Source organism: Pseudomonas sp. KH_046_2 (genome assembly GCF_057838985.1).
The window spans coordinates 2,478,632-2,493,934 of the sequence record NZ_CM174480.1 but is presented as its reverse complement, the minus strand read 5'-3'; the positions used below and the strand labels follow the sequence as shown (position 1 = coordinate 2,493,934).

Here is a 15,303-nt window from a genome sequence, read left to right as displayed (position 1 = left end):
GATTGCTCAATCATCCTCATGCAACTTGATGCCGCGTTTATGCAACACATGGGGCACCACCAGCACCAGCAGCGTCAGGGCGAGGAAGAACGCCGAGATCGGTTGCGTGAGGAACACCGTCCAGTCGCCCTCGCTGATGGACAAGGCGTTGCGCAGTTGTTTCTCCGCCATCGGCCCCAGCAGCATGCCGACAATCACCGGGGCGACGGGGAAGTCGAACCGCCGCATCAGCACCCCACCCCAGCCAATGGCCAACATCAGGATCAGGTCGAAGGATGAATGGCGCATGCCATACACGCCGATGGTGGCGAAGACCAGGATGCCGGCGTTCAGGTACGGCCGGGGGATTTGCAGCAGTTTGACCCACAGCCCCACCAGCGGCAGGTTCAACACCAGCAGGATCGCATTGCCGATGTACAGCGAGGCCACCAGCGTCCAGACAAGCTCCGCAGAGGTTTCGAACAGCATCGGTCCCGGTTGCAGGTTGTAGTTCTGGAACGCCGCCAACAGGATCGCCGCCGTGGCGGACGTCGGAATGCCCAGGGTCAGCAACGGCACCAAAGACCCGGTCGCGCTGGCATTGTTGGCCGCTTCCGGGCCGGCCACGCCTTCGATGGCGCCCTCGCCCTTGTTGGCGGAAAACTCCTTGGGGTACTTGCTGAGTTTGCGTTCGGTGGAATAGGACAGAAAGGTCGGAATCTCGGCGCCACCGGCCGGAATCGAACCAAACGGAAAACCGATCAGCGTGCCCCGAAGCCACGCGGGTACCGAGCGTTTCCAGTCGGCGCGGGTCATCCACAACGAGGTCAGGCGATGCCGTCCTTCGTTTGATTCCTTTTGATAGAGCAGGCTATACAAGGCCTCGCCCACCGCGAACAAACCGACCGCCACCAGTACCACCTCGATACCGTCCACCAGTTCCGGCACGCCGAGGGTGTAGCGGGCAATGCCCGAGGTCGAGTCCAGGCCGATCAAACCGATCGTCAGCCCAACGCCCAGCGAGGCAAACCCGCGCAGCATCGAAGCGCCGAGCACCGCCGACACGGTGGTGAACGACAGCACCAGGATCGCGAAGTATTCGGTGGGGCCGAAATTCAGGGCCAGCCTGGCCACGATGGGCGCAAACAGCGTCAGCAAAATCGTGGCGAAGGTGCCGGCGACGAACGAACCTATCGCCGCCGTCGCCAGCGCAGGTCCCGCCCGGCCGTTGCGCGCCATCAGGTTGCCTTCCAGGGCCGTGACCATGGAGGACGACTCACCGGGCGTGTTGAGCAGGATCGAAGTGGTGGAGCCGCCGAACTGCGCGCCGTAATAGATACCGGCGAACATGATCAGCGCGCCAGTGGGGTCGACCTTGGCGGTGATCGGCAACAGCAGGGCCACCGTCAGCGCCGGACCGATCCCCGGCAGCACGCCGATGGCGGTGCCGAGCAGGCAGCCGATGAACCCCCACATCAGATTGATCGGCGTCAGCGCCGAGGAAAACCCCATCGCCAGGCTTGAAAGAATGTCCACAGTGTCGATCTCCTTTCAAAGCCAAATGTTGATCAGCGACGGCAGGGAAACCCCCAGCCCGGCGTTGAACAGCCAGTAGATCGGCAGGGTCAAGGCTATGCCGATGGCCAGGTCCCGCACGGGATGACGGCTGCCGAAACCCCGCGCCGAACAGACAAACAGCAAACCAGCCGCGAGCACGAAACCGACGAGATTGATCAACACGGCAACACCGATCAGGCCCGCGGTGACCCAGGCTGCACCGGTTTTTCCACCGGGCACCGTGCCCGTATCGTCGTTACCCAGTTCGCGAAAACCGCCGCTGAGCGCCTGATAACTCAGCAACAGGCCCACAGCGCCGAGAAACGCTGCCACAACATAGGGATAAACGTAGGCTGGCAGGATGACGAAACCCATTTCGGGCGGAAACCGGTAGGCGCCAATCGCCAGCACGACGCTGATGGCGATCAGGCCGATGCCGACCGCCAATTGCGTCGGCACCACTGCGCGCTGTGTGGCCATCTCAAAGCAGCCCGACCTTGACCAGCATGGCGCGCAACCGCACGTGTTCTTCCTCGACGAATTTGCCGAAGTCATCGCCGGTCAGCACGCTGGGCGTCCAGGCATTGGCCTGGATATTGTCCTGCCAGACCTTGCTGTTGGTGGCGGCCACGACCGCGTCGATCACCTCTTTACGTTGCTGCGGGGTGAGGCCCGACGCACCATAAACGCCGCGCCAGTTGCCGATCGTCAAGTCATAGCCGCTCTCCTTGAGGGTCGGCGCATCAATGCCGGGAACGCGCTCCGGCGCGCCGATGGCCAGGACCCGGAACTGACCGGTCTTGATGTATTGGCCCAGCTCGGCGTAACCGCCGGTGATCACCTTGAGCTGGCCGCCCAGCGCCTGGGCGACCACCTCGCCACCGCCACCAAAGGCCACGTAGTTGACCTTGTTGACCGGCACGTCCAGCTTGCCCGCCAGCTCGGCGATGCCGATGTGATCCACCGAGCCCTTGGAGCCGCCGCCCCAGGTGATGCTCGTTGGCTTGGCCTTGAAGGCCTTGATCAGGTCATCGAGGGTCTTGAATTCAGACTCCTTGCGCACGGCGATCACGTTGTATTCGGTGAACAGCCGGGCAATCGGTGTCACATCCTTCAGGCTGATCTGCGGTTTGTTCTGTTCGATGCCCGCGACCATGATCGCGCCGACCACCAGCAATGCGTTCGGGTCACCCTTGGTGCTGTTGGCAAATTGCGCCAGCCCCAGGGTCCCGCCCGCCCCGCCCTTGTTCTCGAAGGTCACGGACTTGGCCGTATTGGCCTCGACCATGGCCTTGCCCAGCACCCGGGCGGTCTGGTCGTAACCACCGCCCACGGAACCGGGGGCCATGAATTTCACGGTATCCAGCGCGAAGGCTGGTGCGACCAGCACGGCAGCGGTCAAACCGGCGGCCATGCAGCGACTGAAACGACGGATCAAAGCGGACATGGGCATCTCCTGATTGCATTGTTTTTATGGGTGCCGCTTGCCCATCGAGGTGCGCGATGAACAGGGGTCTGCAAACAAGCTTAGGCCATGGATCCGTGGGTTGATCTGTTTTAAAGCGCTGCAACACCCTGTAGGAGCGAGCCTGCTCGCGATGGACGTAAATGCACCGCGTTTATTCAGGTAACACGCGTAATCGTTAGCGACCATCGCGAGCAGGCTCGCTCCTACAGGGTTTGCGGTGTTCCAACCAGCGTTTCATTACAACTTTGTCATCAAGCTGTTGGTCGGCTGTCCGGATCACTTCGTTAGCCTGAACTCACTGTCAGGCCAACCACCGGCAGCCACCCTGCCCTTGTAGAGAGAGATTCGTCATGAAAATGTTGATCGCGGGTTTTGCCGCCCTGCTCGCCACCGGTTCGGCGTTTGCCGCCACCCAGCCCTCCTCGCCGGTCATCCACGACAAAACCGGTTTTTATGTGCACATGGACGTGGCCAAAGTGCTGTCGATGACCGACCTCAACGGCCAGTGCGGCATCGTTCCGGCGCAGTTCAACTACCTCGACCACCAGGGTCGCGAGCACCAACTGGACTATCAGGTCCAGGGCATAGGTTGCCTTGGTGAGAACTGAGCGGATGCCTGTATTCAGCGCCGACCGGGCTACACTTTCGCCATTGGCTCGCCCCTGTAGCCCGACCGGATCAGGCAGGTTTCCATGAACATCCTCGTTGTCGAAGACGAACCCAAGGCCGGCAATTACCTGCTCAACGGCCTGCAGGAACTCGGATACACCGTGAACCTGGCGCGGGACGGAGTCGATGGCCTGCACCTGGCCCTGGAACACGATTTCGACGTGATCGTGCTGGACGTCATGATGCCGAAGATGGATGGCTGGGAAGTCCTGCGCCGCTTGCGCAAGGAAGCCGACACACCGGTGCTGTTCCTCACCGCCCGGGATGACATCGCCGACCGCATCAAAGGCCTCGAACTGGGCGCCGATGATTACCTGATCAAGCCGTTTTCCTTCGCCGAACTGGTGGCACGCCTGCGCACCCTGACCCGCCGCGGCCCTACCCGGGAAGAAGAACACCTGCACGTCGACGACCTGCAGATAGACGTGCTCAAGCGTCGCGTCAGCCGCGCCGGCAACCGCATCACCCTGACCAACAAGGAGTTCGCCCTGCTGCACCTGTTCGCCACGCATCAGGGCGAGGTGCTGTCACGCTCGATGATCGCCTCGCGGGTCTGGGACATGAATTTCGACAGCGACACCAATGTCGTCGATGTCGCGGTACGCCGCCTGCGCCTGAAAATCGATGATCCGTTCCCGCTCAAGTTGATCCACAGCGTGCGCGGCATCGGCTACCGCTTCGACACCCAACCCTGAACGCCCCCATGAATGTGATGACGCCGCTGCAATCCGCCTCCCGCCTCAGCCACTCCCTGACCCTGCGCCTGGCGCTGGTGTTTGCCCTGCTGGCGTTTGTCTCGCTGGCGCTGCTGGGCGTGGCGCTGTACCGCGACCTGGAGCGCGAGCTGATCCATCGCGACGACATTGCCCTGATCACCCGCATCGACCAGTTGCGCACCTTCCTCAACGACAGCAACACCCTGGACCTGATCAAGGCCAAGCCGGCGCTGTTCCAGAACATGATGGGCAACCGCGAGGCCCTGCTGACCATCGGCACCCCTGGCCAGCCGCCGTTGCTGGTGGTCAACCCGGGCAACCTGACAATGCCGGTGCTGACCCCGGTGGCCATGGATCATCGGCTGACCTTGAACGACGTGCAGCATTTGCCCAACGTCAACGGCGTGCCGTTTTCCGCCCTGGCGGCGACCATCGATTCCGGTGACCTGGGCAGCCTGCAAGTGGTGACCGGGCGCCTGATGACCGAGCGCACCGCCGTGCTCGCCGACTACCGGCTCAATGTGTACCTGTTCGCCAGCGTCGCGGCGATTCTACTGGCGCTGTCCGGTTATGTGCTGGTGCATCGCGGCTTGTTGCCCGTGCGGCGCCTGGCCCGCCACACCCAGAGCATCGACGTCGGCAACCTCAACGAACGCCTCGACAGCCAGGGCGCGCCGCTGGAACTGTTGCCCATGATCGACGCCTTCAACGCCATGCTCGACCGCCTGGACAAAGGCTTCATCCAGCTGGGCCAGGTGTCGACCGACATGGCCCACGAACTGCGCACGCCGATCAACAACCTGCTGGGGGAAACCCAGGTGGCCCTGCAGCAGAACCGCAGCACCGACGCCTATCAACAGCTGTTGGCTTCGAATGTCGAAGAGCTGGAACGCCTGGCGCGCATGCTCGACAACATGCTGTTCCTGGCCCGCACCGATCCGCGCAGTGCCTTGCGCCAGCGTCAGGAGCTGGATGCCGCCGACGAAATGCAACGCATGGCCGATTATTTCGAAGGCCCGGCGACCGACGTTGGCATCTGCATCGATGCCCGGGGCAGCGGCTTGATCTGGGCCGAGCCCATGTTGCTGCGTCGTGCATTGGCCAACCTCTGCGCCAACGCGATCAAGTACGGCGCCCCGCATTCCGAGCTGCTGATCCACGCCACCCCGACCGCCAACGGCATCCAGGTGCAAGTGCGCAACCACGGCCCGACCATCCCGGCCCGGCATCTGCCACGGCTGTTCGAACGCTTCTACCGGGTCGACGAGTCCCGCGAACGCTCGGCCCAATCCAATGGCCTGGGCCTGTCGATCGTGGCGACGATCATGCAGTTGCACAACGGTGCCTGCCACGTCAGCAGTAGCGACGGCATCACCTGCTTCGAACTGTTTTTCCCGGCGCGGCAACAGCATGAGTAGCGCCCGGGCGAAAACCAGCCGGGGCACTTGCGACAAAACAATGCTCTAGGGTGCGTGTCTTGACCTAACCTCATTGGCTAAGTGACTAACAACCCGTCGAGCTCGCCGATGCGCAATGTCTTGAAGTCAATGATTCACGTCGCCTTCGCGGTTCTGGCGGCAAGCCCGGGATGGCTGTTGGCGGGGGACATGGTCGACGCCCCGGCTCCTGCTCTTGCCCCCGCTCCCGCTCCCGCAGCCCCGATCATCAGCATCTCCGACGGCGAATTGCTGGAGGTGCAAAACCAGCTAAACAGCCTCAAGCAGCAGGTTTCCCAGGCCACTAATTACACTCAGCTGGAAAGCTCACAGGACCAGGTGCAAGTACTGATTCAGGAGATTGAACGCCTGTCCACATCGCTGCTGCCTGGACAGGCGCAATTGCAGGCGCAACTGAAAGTGCTGGGGCCAGTGCCGCTTGACGAGAACGCACAGGTGACGACTGCCATTACCTCCCAACGAGATGCCCTCGGCGAGCAAAAAGACAAGATCGACAGCCAACTCAAAACCCTGGCCGCGCTGAAAATAAGTGCCGCCGAACTGATCACCCAGATTGGCAGCATTCGGCGCAGCCTGCTGGAAGCGGAAGTGACCCAGCAGACCAGCAGCATCCTGAGCCCGAGCTTCTGGTCGCCATTGTTCGATCTTCCGATCGAGGACCGCCAACGTTTCAGCGCCCTCATCGAGCAACTCGAGGCCACGCACCGGGCGGCCTGGCAACCCGGACAACGCGGAATCACGGCCGCCCTGCTGTTGCTGGCCCTGGCCATCTGGACCGTGGGGCGAAACCTCGCCGGACGGGTCCTGGCGTGGCTGTGCTTTCATCGAATGCCGGCAGGCCGGCTGCGACGCAGCTACCTTGCGCTGGCATCGGTGATGGCGACGCTGCTGACCGCCGGCATCGCCCTGCAATTGCTGCATTTTGCCGGGACCCGGCAACTGCCCTACACCCCCCTGCTGGACGACCTGGCGCAATATCTGGAAAAGCTGGCCTATACCTGCGTTCTGATCACCGGGTTGAGCCGCGCGCTGCTGTCGACCAAGCATCCTTCATGGCGCCTGCCCGATATTGCCGATCGGGTGGCGCTGGCGATGGAGCCCTATCCGCGGTTGCTGGCCAGCCTGTTGCTGGTGCTGGTAACCCTGGTACAGATGAGCAATGTCACCGGCATGAGCGCCGAAGTGGTGTTGTTCGGTCGGGGGATCGTGGCGTTGGTCGTTGCGCTGGTGATCGGCACGCTGCTGTTGCGCGTCAGCAAGACGCGCAGAGACCTGATCGTTGCCGGCGAAGCCCCCGAAGGCGTCACCACCTTCGCCGGTCTGATTTACACCTTCACCGGCGTTGCCGTGGTGGTGTCCCTGTTCGCCCTGTTGATCGGCTACGTGACGATGGCCCGGTTCATCACCTATGAAATGGTCTGGATATTCATCATCTGCGCCGGTTTCTACCTGCTGACACAGGTCTACCAGGACACCTGCGACTACGTTTTTTCACCCAGGCAACCCGCCGGCAAGGCGATCAAGCAGCTGTTGGGCATCGGCAATCCACGCCTGGAGCAGATCTGCACCGTCATGTCCGGGGCTGGCCGCGCCATCCTGATGCTGATCGGCGTCATTGCCCTGTTTGTCGGCGGCGTGGGGACGACGCTCGGGCAACTGGTCACCGGCACCGTGGCCATTCTCGGAGGTGAAGGGCTGCGCAAGCTGAACATCGTCCCGGACAATTTGATGCATGCTCTCCTGACACTGATGATCGGTGTCTATCTGATACGCACGCTGCGCCGCTGGCTGGACAACGAGTTCCTGCCCAAAACCGAGATGGCCCCGGGCATGTGCGCCTCGCTCAGCACCCTGTTTGCCAACATCGGCTACGTGTCCGTCGTCCTGCTCACACTGGCGTCGCTGGGGATCAAGTGGACCAACCTGGCGTGGATCGTCAGTGCCCTGTCAGTGGGTATCGGCTTTGGTCTTCAGGAGATCGTGAAGAATTTCATCTCCGGCCTGATCCTGCTCACCGAGCGTCCGGTGAAGGTCGGCGACCTGATCAGCATCAGCGGCGTCGAAGGCGATATACGACGGATCAACGTGCGGGCCACGGAAATACAACTGGCCGACCGCTCGATCATGATCGTGCCCAACTCCCACCTGATTTCCCAGAACCTGCGCAACGTCACCCTCGGCGGCAGCGCCCAGGGCGTGGTGATACTCGAACTGATGTTCCCGCTGGATATCGATCCGGAGCTGGTGCAAAACCTGCTGATGAACACCTACACCGAGCATGAATCCATTCTGGATAAACCGGCGCCGTTTTTGCGCTTCAGTCAGCTGAAACCCGAAGGCATCACATTGACCATCACCGGATATGTCGGCAGCCCACGCACGGTCGGCGCGATCAAAAGCGAGCTGCTGTTTGAAATTCTCAAGCGGCTGGGGGCCGCCGGGATTGAACTGGCGAAACCGCCCGCCGCGTGATGCTCGATCACACGGCAGGTGGTCGCTGGATCATGATGGACTCACTGACGGCAAGTAAGTAACGTAACCGGCGCTGCTTTCAAACCCACTAAAGCGAAAAGGGAGTTTGCATCGTGACCGAAGAGACAAAAACCAAAGGACCGGCTTCGTACTTCCCGTCCATTGAAAAAAAGTACGGGCAGCCCATCAGCCATTGGCTGGACCTGCTCAAGACCGTCAGCGACAAGAAACACATGGAAATGGTGGCCTGGCTCAAAACCGAACACGGAATGGGTCATGGTCACGCCAATGCGCTGGTTGCCTATCATCTGGCAGCGACCAAAAGCGCCTAGCCACGGGTACATCCTTCTCTGCGCTATCGGTGGTGCCGGGTAAAACCGGCTCCACCGTAAATCTTCAGTTGCCCTATCCTTTCGTCCAACCCATCACGCCGGACATCGACCATGTCAGCCCCCGAATCCACCCTCCTCGACAGTTGGCACCACAACGCCCAGGCCTGGATCGACGCCATCCGCGGCGGCACCATCGAAAGCCGCCAAAAGGTAACCGACCAGGCCATCCTGCTGGCGGTGCTGGGTCGCCAGCCCGAGCGTGTGCTCGACCTGGGTTGCGGCGAAGGCTGGTTGTTGCGGGCGCTGGCGGACCGGGGTTTAGAGGCGGTCGGCGTGGATGGCGATGGGACACTGGTGGAGGCGGCGCAGGCGGCGGGCGCTGCACCGGTGCATTTGGCGAGCTATGAACAACTGGCAGAAGCGAAAATCGACATCGGCCGCGACTACGACCTGATCTGCGCCAACTTCGCCCTGCTGCACCAGGACATCATCCCCCTGCTCGCCGCGATGAACACCCTGCTCGCTCCAGGTGGCGCGCTGGTGATCCAGACGCTGCACCCGTGGGCAGCTGCGGCGGGCGACTATCAGGATGGCTGGCGAGAAGAAACCTTCTCCGGTTTCAAGGGCCAGTGGCAGCCCATGCCGTGGTATTTCCGCACCTTGTCCAGTTGGCTGAATGCATTGGACATGGCCGGTTTTGCGCTGGCCGGCCTGCAGGAGCCACAGCACCCGCAAAGCCCCGTGCCACAGTCATTGCTGCTGGTGGCCGAGCCACGACGCTGAGTGGTTTTCACACCGGTGCTGGCTGCCATGCAATCCTGTGGGAGCGAGCCTGCTCGCGAAGAGGCCGGCACACTCAGCATGTTCGTTGACTGACACAACGCTTTCGCGAGCAGGCTCGCTCCCACAAGGAGCATGTCAGTAAGAAGTCAGGCCAGTTCTTTGCGCAGCTGACGCGCCGCATTGACCATGTGCACCAACGCCGCTTCGGTTTCCGGCCAGCCGCGGGTCTTCAGGCCGCAGTCCGGGTTGACCCACAGGCGGTCGGCGGGAATGCGCTTGGCCGCTTTGCGCAACAGGTTGGCCATTTCCGAGGAATCCGGCACCCGTGGCGAGTGGATGTCATACACCCCCGGGCCGATTTCGTTGGGGTAGGCGAAGGCTTCGAACGCGTCCAGCAGTTCCATGTCCGAGCGCGAGGTTTCGATGGTGATCACGTCGGCATCCATGGCGGCGATGGACTCGATCACATCATTGAATTCGCTGTAGCACATGTGGGTGTGGATCTGGGTTTCGTCACGCACACCGCAGGCGCACAGGCGGAACACTTCGGTCGCCCAGTCCAGGTAGTGCTGCCACTGCGCCCGGCGCAATGGCAGGCCCTCGCGGAAGGCGGCCTCGTCGATCTGCACGATCCTGATCCCGGCGGCTTCCAGGTCCACCACTTCGTCGCGAATCGCCAGCGCCAATTGACGGGCCTGCACTTCGCGGGTCACGTCTTCGCGCGGGAACGACCACATCAGCATGGTCACGGGACCGGTCAGCATGCCCTTCATCACTTTATCGGTGAGGCCTTGAGCGTAGCGGATCCACTCCACGGTCATGGCTTTCGGACGGCTCAGGTCGCCGAAGATCACCGCTGGTTTTACGCAGCGCGAACCGTAGCTCTGGACCCAACCGAAACGGGTGAACACGTAGCCGTCGAGTTGCTCGGCGAAGTATTCGACCATGTCGTTACGTTCGGCTTCACCGTGCACCAGCACGTCCAGGCCCAGGCTTTCCTGGACTTGCACGGCGTGACGGATCTCGCTGTGCATCGCTTCGGTGTATTCGGCCTCGGTCAGCTTGCCTTGCTTGAACGACTGCCTGGCCAGGCGAATCGACGCAGTTTGCGGGAACGAACCGATGGTAGTGGTCGGGAACAGCGGCAGGTTCAGACCGGCGCGCTGTTTGGCGATGCGCTGGGCAAACGGCGAGTGACGCTGGCTGTCCCTGGCGGTGATGGCGGCAACCCGCGCCTGCACGGCTGGCTTGTGAATGCGTGGCGACGCAGCACGGCTAGCCTGCACGGCCCGGCTTTGAGTCAGCGCTTCAAGCACCTTTGGCGCCTCCGGCTCGTTGACCGCCTGGGCCAGCACCGCGACTTCTTCACACTTCTGCACGGCAAACGCCAGCCAGCTTTTCAGTTCGGCATCGAGCTGGTCTTCACGCCCCAGGTCGACCGGACTGTGCAGCAGCGAGCAGGATGGCGCGACCCACAGGCGATCCCCCAGACGCTCGTGAGCGTGTTGCAACAATGCCAGGGCGTTTTCCATATCGCAGCGCCAGACATTACGCCCGTTGACCAGACCCAGCGACAGCACTTTATAGGCTGGCAGGCGATCGAGAATGGTCGGGTACTGCTCAGGTGCGCGTACCAGATCGATGTGCAGGCCATCCACCGGCAGGTTGGCGGCCAGACCCAGGTTTTCTTCCAGACCACCAAAGTAAGTGGCGACAAGCTTTTTCAGCGGGTCACGCTGAATCAGGTTGTAGGCACGCTCAAAGGCGTTTTTCCAGTCCTGTGGCAGGTCGAGGACCAGGATCGGCTCGTCGATTTGTACCCACTCGACGCCCTGTGCTGCCAGGCGCTGGAAAATCTGACCGTACAGCGGCAACAGGCGATCGAGCAGTTCGAGCTTGTCGAACCCGGCGCCCTTGGCCTTGCCCAGCCACAGATAAGTCAACGGGCCGATGATCACCGGCTTGACGTTGTGTCCCAGTGCGCGGGCTTCTTCGACTTCTTCGAACAACTGATCCCAACCGAGCTGGAACTGCTGGTCGGCGCTGAATTCAGGCACGAGGTAGTGATAGTTGGTGTCGAACCACTTGGTCATTTCCTGGGCATGCGCGCCGCCGCCGCCGCAGCTGTCGCTGACACCGCGAGCCATGCCGAACAGGGTTTGCAGGCTGGCCTTGCCGTCGTGCGGGCGGAAACGCTCAGGGATCACACCGAACATCAACGAGTGGGTCAGGACCTGGTCATACCAGGCGAAGTCACCGACCGGCAGCAGCTCGATGCCGGCCTTTTTCTGCAAATCCCAGTGGGTCTTGCGCAGGTCGCGGCCCACGGCGCGCAGACCGGCTTCGTCGAGCTCGCCCTTCCAGAACGCCTCTTGAGCCTTTTTCAATTCGCGGTCGCGACCAATGCGCGGAAATCCAAGGGAATGGGCCAAGGCCATGACAATAAAACTCCATGTGGTTAATGGAGCCATTGTCGGTAATTGAGGCTTAGTGAGACAAACTCATTTTAATCGTGATGATCACGAGTTTAATTCATGGAAATGGACGTAAGCTTTTCCATCGAATGCGTCGGAACGATGGCGTTCCGACGCTGGCTGCGCCTGCTGGGATCAACTCACGCCCATCAGATTTCCCAGATCAGGTTGACCGCCGCATAACGCCCTGGCTGAGTCAGACGATCAAGACCTGCCGCGTTCTCGTCGCGTCCCTGCACATCACCCCAGTTCCAGTATTTCTTGTCGGTCACGTTGAACAGGCCGCCGTTGATCGAGACTTCCTGGGTCACCTGCCACCAGGCCGTCAGGTCGAGGGTGCCGTAGCCCGGGGTTTCGAACTGACGGGTGATCCCCAGTTCGGCATCGCCGCTGTGGTCGACGCGGTCCTTGGACTGAACCACGGTCCACATGACCTGGCCGCCGTACACGCCGCTCGGTGCATCGTAGGCCAGGCCCATGACCGCCTTGAGCGGGTCGACACTGTTGAGCGCCTCGCCGGTTTCTTCATCCTTGCCGCGTGCATAGGCAATCGAGCCCAGGGCACGGGTACCCGCTGGCATGAAGGCATCCAGCTTGATGTCACCCTTGGCTTCGGCACCACGAATGGTGACCTTGCTCAGGTTGCGCGACTGGAAGGTCAGCGGGATGTCGCTGGTCGGATCAACAAAACTAACAGTGTCGATGAAGTCCTTGTACTTGTTGTAGAACAGCGCAATACCAAAGCTGCCCAGGTCGTAGCGCCCCCGCAGGCCGGTCTCGAAGCTGTTGCTGGTTTCCGGCTTGAGGTTCGGGTTGCCGATTTGCTTGTAGCCGACCTGCGGGTTGCTGAACTCCCCGTACATGTTGGCCGGGTTAGGTGCACGGAAACCGGCGGCGTACTGGCCGTAGACGCTTTCGTGTTCGGTCAGCTGATAGGTCACGGCAAATTTTGGCGAAATGTGATCGTCGGAAATGCGCGACGGATCGGTTTCCAATGGCAGGCCATTGAGGTACTCCTGAGTAACATGCGGGGTCTGACGGTAGTAGTCGTAGCGCACGCCCGGCAACAGGGTCCAGCGGCCGATCTCGATGTTGTCCTGGACGAACAGGCCCAGGGATTCGCTGGTCGGATCCGGGAAGTCGCTGACCGGGAAGTTCTCCGAGGCCGGCACGGTGGCACCGGTGTCCAGGCGCACTTCCTTGCCCGTACGCTTGTTGCTCGACTCGATGCGCTTGACCTCGGCACCGTAGATCAGATGGTGCCGGGTGTCCGCAATGGCGAATTCCTTGTCGAGCTGGGTGTTCAGGCTCCACAGGCGCTCGTCGTAAGTCGACTGGCGAGTGCGCACGCGGTTGACCCGCGAGGCGGTCTGACGTTGCTGGAAGGTATCCTGGTCGTTGCTGCTTTCCTGGTAGTTCAACTGCCATTGCAGTTTGTCGGCCATCGCGCTGTCCAGGCTCAAGGTGTGCGCCAGGCTGTAGCGGGTGCGGTCGATGCTGTCTTTGGAAGTGGAGCCGAGAATCGCCGGGCTCATGACGGTGGCGCGGGTGACGATGTCGCTCAGCAGATCGCTGTTGGCGTCGTCCTGGTAGCGCTCGTAAGTGAACTGCAGGCGATCGCCTTCTGCGTAATCCCAGCCGATTTTGCCCAGCACGTTTTCGGTGGTGTAGTTAAGCGGGTTAGCTTCTGTGCGAGATGAGCCTGCGCCGCCAACGTTGCCTGCGGTGTCGGTGGACTGACCGTCGCGACGGCCCAGGTGCAGCAGGCCGTCAACGGCACCGGTACGCCCGGCGAACGTGGCGCTGCGCTGCCAACTGTCATCGCTGCCGTCATAACCGGTCTTAAAGCGTGCGTAGGTGTCGTCGCCATCTTCGAGGTAGTCACCGGCGTCCTTGGTCAGGTAGCTGACCGCACCACCAATGGCGTCGCTGCCGTACAGCGAAGACGCCGGGCCGCGGATGATTTCCACCTGCTTGATGGTGTCGAGGTCGACGTAGTTGCTGCGCACGTCCTGGAACGGACTGAACGAGTTGCTTTGCGGTACGCGCACGCCGTCGACCTGGGTCAGTACGCGGTTGCCGTCGATGCCGCGGATGTTCGCCCCGGACAGGCCGAAGCGGCTGCCGGTGCCGCTCACCGAAACGCCCGGCTCGTAACGCACCACATCCTTGAGGTCCTTGTCGTTCTGCCGGTCGATTTCACGCTCGCTGTGCACCGACACGGTACTCGGCACTTGCAGCAGGGTCTGCTCGGTGCGGGTGGCGGTCACGCTGACGGTATCGAACTGGGTAACGGGTTCGGCGGCAAAAGCCGGCGAAGGCGAGAGCAGCAGCAAGGCGAGCCAGGGACGCTTGGCGAATGGCGGGCGGATCGGCATCTAACTTTTACTCCTGGGAGTCTGACAGCGGTCACGTGCATGCAGGGCGCTGAAGGGGTCTGCATGGGTGACGGCCACTGTCCGGCGTGTGTTTGATTTTTTTGTGAACAAAGCGCTTAGCCCTTTCTGATGAAGGGATGTATACAAAAACGCTTTTCGGCAGCGGCGGCGAAGATAACCAGCTTGACTTGTAAATGCAAATTATTATCATGTGCGTTCATTTTCAAAACAGGCACGAGCGTGCATGAAGCACTTCCGGGGTTGTCTGGGGTTATCGATTGCGCTGCATTTGAGCGCCGGATGGCTCGTTTGCGAGATTCAGGCCGCGCCTGAACCGTTGGCCTTTCAGCCGCCGATGGCCATTCAACTGGTCACCCTGGCGCCGATTGCGGTACCCGCCCCTGCCCCACCGCAGCCTGTCCGTGCGCCCGCCTCAGCGTCAGCACCATCGCCTGCAACAGCGAAGGCTGAACCCGCGCCGCCCGCGCCGACACCGGTCAAGCCACTGCCTGTCTCCACCCAGCCGTCCATCGTCAAGGCTGCAAGCAAACCGCAACCGGCCCCCAAACCCCAGGCCGAACCCCAGCGCGCCGAGCCGCTGGAGTTGCCGGCCACCGTAGCGAAAAACCCAGCGGCACCAGCAGCGCCCTCCGCCGCCGTACCCGCACAAAACACCCACCCGGCCACACCGGTCGCTGCTGCCCCGGCCTCCATGCTCACCCCGGTGGTCAGCCTGCGCCCGACCTTCGTCACCCCTCCCCCGGCACCTCGCTACCCCAACACGGCCCGTCGCCGAAACCAGCAGGGTGTGGTGCGGGTCGAGGTGCGCCTGGATGAACGCGGCCAGCAACTCAAGCTGACGCTGGTGCGTTCTTCCGGGGTGGAAAGCCTCGACCAGGCTGCACTCGAAGCCGTCACCACCTGGCGTTTTCGCCCCGAAATTGTCGAAGGCCGGGCCGTGCCCAGCCGCGTAGAGATACCAATAGAATTCGCCCTCACGGCGAACCGTTGATCCTGA

Annotated in this window: 12 protein-coding genes; 7 read left to right on the top strand and 5 right to left on the bottom strand. The window is 61.9% G+C overall.

Going from position 1 to position 15,303, the window contains the following annotated elements; all coding sequences use genetic code 11:
• Positions 1–6: 6 nt before the first annotated feature.
• The 3 genes from AC3IX1_RS11350 to AC3IX1_RS11340 are packed head-to-tail and all read right to left on the bottom strand — an operon-like array spanning position 7 to position 2,983.
• Positions 7–1,515 carry a tripartite tricarboxylate transporter permease gene (locus AC3IX1_RS11350; protein ID WP_489388239.1) on the bottom strand — a complete coding sequence of 503 codons (1,509 nt, stop codon included), beginning with the start codon at positions 1,513–1,515 and terminating at the stop codon, positions 7–9.
• Positions 1,516–1,530: 15 nt separating this feature from the next.
• Positions 1,531–2,016 carry a tripartite tricarboxylate transporter TctB family protein gene (locus AC3IX1_RS11345; protein WP_489388238.1) on the bottom strand — a complete coding sequence of 162 codons (486 nt, stop codon included), beginning with the start codon at positions 2,014–2,016 and terminating at the stop codon, positions 1,531–1,533.
• A gap of 1 nt (position 2,017) precedes the next feature.
• Positions 2,018–2,983 (bottom strand): Bug family tripartite tricarboxylate transporter substrate binding protein, encoded by a 966-nt coding sequence (locus tag AC3IX1_RS11340; protein WP_489388237.1) that lies wholly within the window; start codon positions 2,981–2,983, stop codon positions 2,018–2,020.
• A 371-nt stretch (positions 2,984–3,354) separates the two neighbouring features.
• Here AC3IX1_RS11340 and AC3IX1_RS11335 point away from each other — a divergent pair, with 371 nt between their 5' ends.
• The 6 genes from AC3IX1_RS11335 (at position 3,355) to AC3IX1_RS11310 (ending at position 9,433) form a co-directional block, all read left to right on the top strand.
• Positions 3,355–3,612, top strand: coding sequence for a DUF2790 domain-containing protein (locus AC3IX1_RS11335; protein ID WP_489388236.1), 258 nt, complete (start codon positions 3,355–3,357; stop codon positions 3,610–3,612).
• An 84-nt stretch (positions 3,613–3,696) separates the two neighbouring features.
• On the top strand, positions 3,697–4,368 hold the full coding sequence (locus tag AC3IX1_RS11330; RefSeq protein WP_150758709.1) for a heavy metal response regulator transcription factor: 672 nt from the start codon (positions 3,697–3,699) through the stop codon (positions 4,366–4,368).
• Positions 4,369–4,376: 8 nt separating this feature from the next.
• Positions 4,377–5,807 (top strand): heavy metal sensor histidine kinase, encoded by a 1,431-nt coding sequence (locus tag AC3IX1_RS11325; RefSeq protein ID WP_489388235.1) that lies wholly within the window; start codon positions 4,377–4,379, stop codon positions 5,805–5,807.
• A 108-nt stretch (positions 5,808–5,915) separates the two neighbouring features.
• The gene (locus tag AC3IX1_RS11320) at positions 5,916–8,318 is read left to right on the top strand and encodes a DUF3772 domain-containing protein (protein WP_489388234.1); all 2,403 of its coding nucleotides are present in this window, start codon (positions 5,916–5,918) and stop codon (positions 8,316–8,318) included.
• Positions 8,319–8,431: 113 nt separating this feature from the next.
• The gene (locus AC3IX1_RS11315; protein ID WP_489388233.1) at positions 8,432–8,650 is read left to right on the top strand and encodes a DUF4287 domain-containing protein; all 219 of its coding nucleotides are present in this window, start codon (positions 8,432–8,434) and stop codon (positions 8,648–8,650) included.
• 111 nt (positions 8,651–8,761) lie between these two features.
• On the top strand, positions 8,762–9,433 hold the full coding sequence (locus tag AC3IX1_RS11310; RefSeq protein WP_489388232.1) for a class I SAM-dependent methyltransferase: 672 nt from the start codon (positions 8,762–8,764) through the stop codon (positions 9,431–9,433).
• A gap of 146 nt (positions 9,434–9,579) precedes the next feature.
• Here the strand turns inward: AC3IX1_RS11310 and metE are convergent, their stop codons facing one another.
• Positions 9,580–11,871: a 5-methyltetrahydropteroyltriglutamate--homocysteine S-methyltransferase gene (metE, locus tag AC3IX1_RS11305; RefSeq protein ID WP_489388231.1), complete on the bottom strand. Its 2,292-nt coding sequence runs from the start codon at positions 11,869–11,871 to the stop codon at positions 9,580–9,582.
• 185 nt (positions 11,872–12,056) lie between these two features.
• On the bottom strand, positions 12,057–14,285 hold the full coding sequence (locus AC3IX1_RS11300) for a TonB-dependent hemoglobin/transferrin/lactoferrin family receptor (RefSeq protein ID WP_489388230.1): 2,229 nt from the start codon (positions 14,283–14,285) through the stop codon (positions 12,057–12,059).
• A 244-nt stretch (positions 14,286–14,529) separates the two neighbouring features.
• Here AC3IX1_RS11300 and AC3IX1_RS11295 point away from each other — a divergent pair, with 244 nt between their 5' ends.
• Entirely contained in the window at positions 14,530–15,297 is a 768-nt protein-coding gene (locus tag AC3IX1_RS11295; protein WP_489388229.1) for an energy transducer TonB, read from the top strand.
• Positions 15,298–15,303: the final 6 nt, after the last annotated feature.

What these genes read in the sequence shown, in the direction of transcription:
- AC3IX1_RS11345 (WP_489388238.1), bottom strand. Translation starts at nt 2,016, where the DNA reads ATGGCCACACAGCGCGCAGTGGTGCCGACGCAATTGGCGGTCGGCATC.
- AC3IX1_RS11340 (WP_489388237.1), bottom strand. Translation starts at nt 2,983, where the DNA reads ATGTCCGCTTTGATCCGTCGTTTCAGTCGCTGCATGGCCGCCGGTTTG.
- AC3IX1_RS11335 (WP_489388236.1), top strand. Translation starts at nt 3,355, where the DNA reads ATGAAAATGTTGATCGCGGGTTTTGCCGCCCTGCTCGCCACCGGTTCG.
- AC3IX1_RS11330 (WP_150758709.1), top strand. Translation starts at nt 3,697, where the DNA reads ATGAACATCCTCGTTGTCGAAGACGAACCCAAGGCCGGCAATTACCTG.
- AC3IX1_RS11325 (WP_489388235.1), top strand. Translation starts at nt 4,377, where the DNA reads ATGAATGTGATGACGCCGCTGCAATCCGCCTCCCGCCTCAGCCACTCC.
- AC3IX1_RS11320 (WP_489388234.1), top strand. Translation starts at nt 5,916, where the DNA reads ATGCGCAATGTCTTGAAGTCAATGATTCACGTCGCCTTCGCGGTTCTG.
- AC3IX1_RS11310 (WP_489388232.1), top strand. Translation starts at nt 8,762, where the DNA reads ATGTCAGCCCCCGAATCCACCCTCCTCGACAGTTGGCACCACAACGCC.
- metE (WP_489388231.1), bottom strand. Translation starts at nt 11,871, where the DNA reads ATGGCCTTGGCCCATTCCCTTGGATTTCCGCGCATTGGTCGCGACCGC.
- AC3IX1_RS11300 (WP_489388230.1), bottom strand. Translation starts at nt 14,285, where the DNA reads ATGCCGATCCGCCCGCCATTCGCCAAGCGTCCCTGGCTCGCCTTGCTG.
- AC3IX1_RS11295 (WP_489388229.1), top strand. Translation starts at nt 14,530, where the DNA reads ATGAAGCACTTCCGGGGTTGTCTGGGGTTATCGATTGCGCTGCATTTG.